We start from the raw sequence: 3459 nt of genomic DNA on the forward strand, positions 1-3459 counted from the left end.
GACATGGACACGCTGGCGCTAATCATCGACGAGACCTGCACCTGGCATACTCCGGGCAAGAGTCCCGTGGCCGGAGACCATAAAGGCCACGAGGCAATCTTTGGCCAGTTCGGCCAGTTGGGCAGCGAAACCCACGGGACCTTCAAGGCCAAACTTTTGCACGTGACGGAGAGCGAGGACGGGCTCGTGGTGGGCGTCCATCAGAATACCGGGGAGCGCAACGGCAAACGGCTGGACGTGCTCTGTTGCATCGTCTTCGACATCAAGAACGGCAAGTTGATGGACGCCAGGGACCACTTCTACGACCTCTACGCCTGGGACAATTTCTGGGCATAAGCCTCGAAAGCGACCCAGAGCTGGCTAGTCCCGACGACGAGGTAGCCGGGCCGCCTGTTGACTCAGAGGCCCTGGCAAGCCCGCCAGCGCGCGTTTCGGCTGGCCGCTGTCCTACGCCACCGAAGCGTCCCGCGCGCGTCCTGGCGACCTTGGGCGGTCAATTCCTGACCTTACCGGGATGCCCAGCCGCAGCCATCTGTCTGTTGAATGCAGCGGCCTCCTCAGCCGTATCGAACGGACGGGCGGTAGCCGACGTACCATCAGATGCGAGAATGACGGCGAGGAACGGGAAGTAGGCGGGCTATAGAAGTAGGGGGGCTATAGACCACGTATGAGAGCTGAGGGACATCGCTCACTGTCATCTTGGTTAGGGCGGATCAATCCGCCACGCCGGCCTCTTGATGAACGATCGCGTCGAGGATCACCTCATAGACGCTCCCAGTGTCTTCCTCGATCTCGACGCTGCCGATCCCGATCGCTTTGGCGTCTGCAAATAGCTTTTGGGTCAATTCAGCGACGGAGATGATGTCGGCGCCGACTGTCTCCGGGACGTTGTTGAAATCCACTTGTGCAGGAAGTCGACGCCGCGTGTGCTCACCCCTCAGCGCTCGTCGGCCCGAAACGCAACACCCTTAGGCACGGCATCGTTGGCAGGGAAGTCAATGTCTGAAGGCCTGTAAGCCGGAGCGGGTTGTAGCGCGCTTTCAATATCGACCCAGGCTTTCGACCGCGTCATCATCTTCAATAAAGCGGGGTGCAAGCCATCGCCGCGCGCTGCGGCAATTTCATGCAATGATCTAAAGAGCAACATAGGGCGCGTCCGTTATCCATTGTAAGACCTGGAAAAAGCAACGGCGCGTTCGAACCGATGTTCCAGCAGAAAACAAAAAAAGCCCGCCCGGCCGCTGGGCCGCTGGTAGCTGTCATTCGTCGTTTGTGAGATAGTCCCGTGTCAGCCGTGTTTGAGGGACGGCAAATGCCACTGCGACGCTACAGCGGAGTATTCGAGCCCGCTGATCTGGATTTGCTCCAGCGAGTATTCGACCGACTGTGCGACGAGCGCCGCCTAGCCCAAAAAGACAAGGAACAGAGGGAAGACCTTGCCGAGGAAATCGTCAGCGCTTTCCGCAACGGGATCGTCGACGAAGCGGACCTATTGCAGGCGCTTTCTAAGCGCCGCAGGGCCTAGGCCCGTTTCGACCGCCGTTTTGTCACTCCTCGCGGAAATCCTGCAGCGAGGCATGGCGCAAGTCTTCCTCGCCGGGTAGGTGCTTCACACGGCCGATCAGCCCCGGCTTGACCCATTGCGTGGCCGGCCGCTTCATGCCCTTCGGCGGCGGCCCGGCATGCTCCTAGACGTGCTGCCAGAGGCGTTCGCGGATCGCGCGGCTTGAGTTGATGAAGGCCGATCCGACATAGCGCCCGGTGCCGCGCTCGGCCATGAGGGCAAAAGCTGGCTTGCCCGGTTCGCGCTCGACGCCGAGCAGATCGTATTCATCGATGCTGTAAGCCTTTGTCTTCAACCAGGCTGCAGCGCCTGACTGAATTGGATGCGACCGCCTTCCGGGATCATCTCGGCCAGGATCTCGCGGCGATCCTCCAGCGGCATATCTCGCAAGTCGAAGCCGTTTAGGTGGAGAAGATCGAAGGCGACGAAATAAATGGGCTGCTTACTAAGGAACGCGCGGAATTCAAGCGGCATCCGCAGGCTCCGACTTGGAGTCCCTGCGCTCCTCAAGCTCGGCCGCGTGCCACTCGAGGAAGAGGCTATAGCCGACCGCCAACAGCGTTGGGCCCAGGAACACGCCAATGAAGCCGAAGGCGAGAATGCCGCCGAGGAATCCAAAGAACCCGAGTACCACGGGCAAGCTGTTGGACTTGCTGAGGAGATAAGGCCTGAGGACGTTGTCAATGCTGCTGACGAGGAGCAAGCCCCAAACCGCGACGAAGATACCCGACCAAACGGCTCCCTGGACAAATAGCCACAGCGCCACCGATCCCCACACTAGTGGCGGACCCGCCGGCACGAACGACAGGACAAACGTAAGAAAGCCGAGCAATAGCGCCTGAGACACACCGGCGATCCAGAAACCAATGCCAGCCAACAGAGCCTGGACGAGTGCTGTGCCGATCAAGCCGTAAACAACGCCGTGCACGGTCGCGCCCACGACCGTGAGCAGGTGCCGAGCGCGCGACCCAGCGAATCGTTCGGCGCTCTCGCGCACGTACGCTGCCATCTGCCGGCCGTGACGGTAGAAGAAGAAGGCGATGAATACACTCAGACCGAGTTCGAGAAGGCCGATGCCGAGCACAGTCCCGCTGGCGACGGCCATTCCGGCGGCGGGTCCGATCAGCTTCTTGAGCTCAATCATAAAGGCGGGTGCGTTGTGGGCCAACCTTTCCCAATAGGCAGCGAGGCTCTCGCCAACCACCGGGAGCCCTGCGACCCAATACGGTGGCGCCGGCGGGCCCTGCTCGAGCATGCGGCCCGCCGCCGTGATCAGGTTGCTTACGCTGTCCGCCAGTGTGGCCACTACGAAGGCGAAGGGAGCGACCAGAACAAGGGCCACCGACAATGTCATCAGAGCAGCCGCCAGCCCTCTGTGGCCGCCCAGGGCCCGCTCGCACCACGTGTAGACGGGCCACGTGGAGTAGCATATGACCGCCGCCCACAACAGGGACGACAGGAAGGGCCAAAGCACAATGGCGCAACCAATCGACAGCAGCAGGAGGGCGCCGATCCCAAGGATCTGCTCAATTGGCTTGCCGAGGGGTATCATAACCAATCAGCCTCGAGGCGGACGGTGTATTGCCCGCGCATAGTCCGTGGCGGTTCCAGTCACCTCGGCCCGTGGCCCACAACTAGGCAACAACGAAGCCGCCGGCAAGGGTGCGGGTATACAGCTCCGCATAAAGTCTAGGAAAGACCTTGCCGAGCACCATTTCGCGAGGTGGACAGCATTGCACGCGATACCTAGTGGTCAGAATCTGACGTTTGGTACCGGATTCGGAAGTCCCTCAAGGTGGGGAGTGGCCGTTGCCATTTAGCCCGCTGGGGCGTGTCAGCCTTCGATCTGCCGACCGCTCAACGCGTTCAACTCTTCAGCCCTTTGGGGCGGGAAT

Annotated in this window: 5 protein-coding genes and 1 pseudogene; 2 read left to right on the forward strand and 4 right to left on the reverse strand. The window is 61.0% G+C overall.

The window, feature by feature from the left end; all coding sequences use genetic code 11:
• A partial coding sequence (locus tag AC04SI_RS33035; protein WP_488475711.1) for a nuclear transport factor 2 family protein occupies positions 1 to 336 on the forward strand: 336 nt, incomplete at its 5' end.
• A gap of 377 nt (positions 337 to 713) precedes the next feature.
• Here the strand turns inward: AC04SI_RS33035 and AC04SI_RS33040 are convergent.
• Positions 714 to 934 (reverse strand): annotated as a pseudogene (locus AC04SI_RS33040) (DUF768 domain-containing protein).
• Between the two features lie 378 nt (positions 935 to 1312).
• On the opposite strand from AC04SI_RS33040, the gene AC04SI_RS33045 reads away from it, so the two are divergent.
• Positions 1313 to 1525, forward strand: coding sequence for an RNA-binding protein (locus AC04SI_RS33045; protein WP_192177443.1), 213 nt, complete (start codon positions 1313 to 1315; stop codon positions 1523 to 1525).
• A 163-nt stretch (positions 1526 to 1688) separates the two neighbouring features.
• On the opposite strand, the gene AC04SI_RS33050 is transcribed toward AC04SI_RS33045, so the two are convergent.
• From AC04SI_RS33050 to AC04SI_RS33060, 3 genes are read right to left on the reverse strand one after another with little or no spacing between them, the layout of a single operon-like run.
• A complete protein-coding gene (locus tag AC04SI_RS33050) occupies positions 1689 to 1859 on the reverse strand; it encodes a hypothetical protein (protein WP_246800640.1) in 171 nt (56 codons plus the stop codon).
• Positions 1856 to 2038, reverse strand: a complete 183-nt coding sequence (locus AC04SI_RS33055) for an ATP-dependent DNA ligase (RefSeq protein WP_488475712.1) — start codon at positions 2036 to 2038, stop codon at positions 1856 to 1858. The genes AC04SI_RS33050 and AC04SI_RS33055 overlap by 4 nt, the downstream gene beginning before the upstream one ends.
• Complete coding sequence (locus AC04SI_RS33060) at positions 2028 to 3116, reverse strand: AI-2E family transporter (protein WP_488475713.1); 1089 nt, start codon at positions 3114 to 3116, stop codon at positions 2028 to 2030. Before AC04SI_RS33060 ends, AC04SI_RS33055 begins: the two co-directional genes overlap by 11 nt.
• Positions 3117 to 3459 lie beyond the last annotated feature (343 nt).

This window comes from Mesorhizobium sp. CNPSo 4689, from assembly GCF_057784325.1.

Bases quoted from the DNA above. Each gene is read 5' to 3' on its own strand.
- AC04SI_RS33060 (WP_488475713.1), bottom strand. From the start codon at position 3,116: ATGATACCCCTCGGCAAGCCAATTGAGCAGATCCTTGGGATCGGCGCC.
- AC04SI_RS33055 (WP_488475712.1), bottom strand. From the start codon at position 2,038: ATGCCGCTTGAATTCCGCGCGTTCCTTAGTAAGCAGCCCATTTATTTC.
- AC04SI_RS33045 (WP_192177443.1), top strand. From the start codon at position 1,313: ATGCCACTGCGACGCTACAGCGGAGTATTCGAGCCCGCTGATCTGGAT.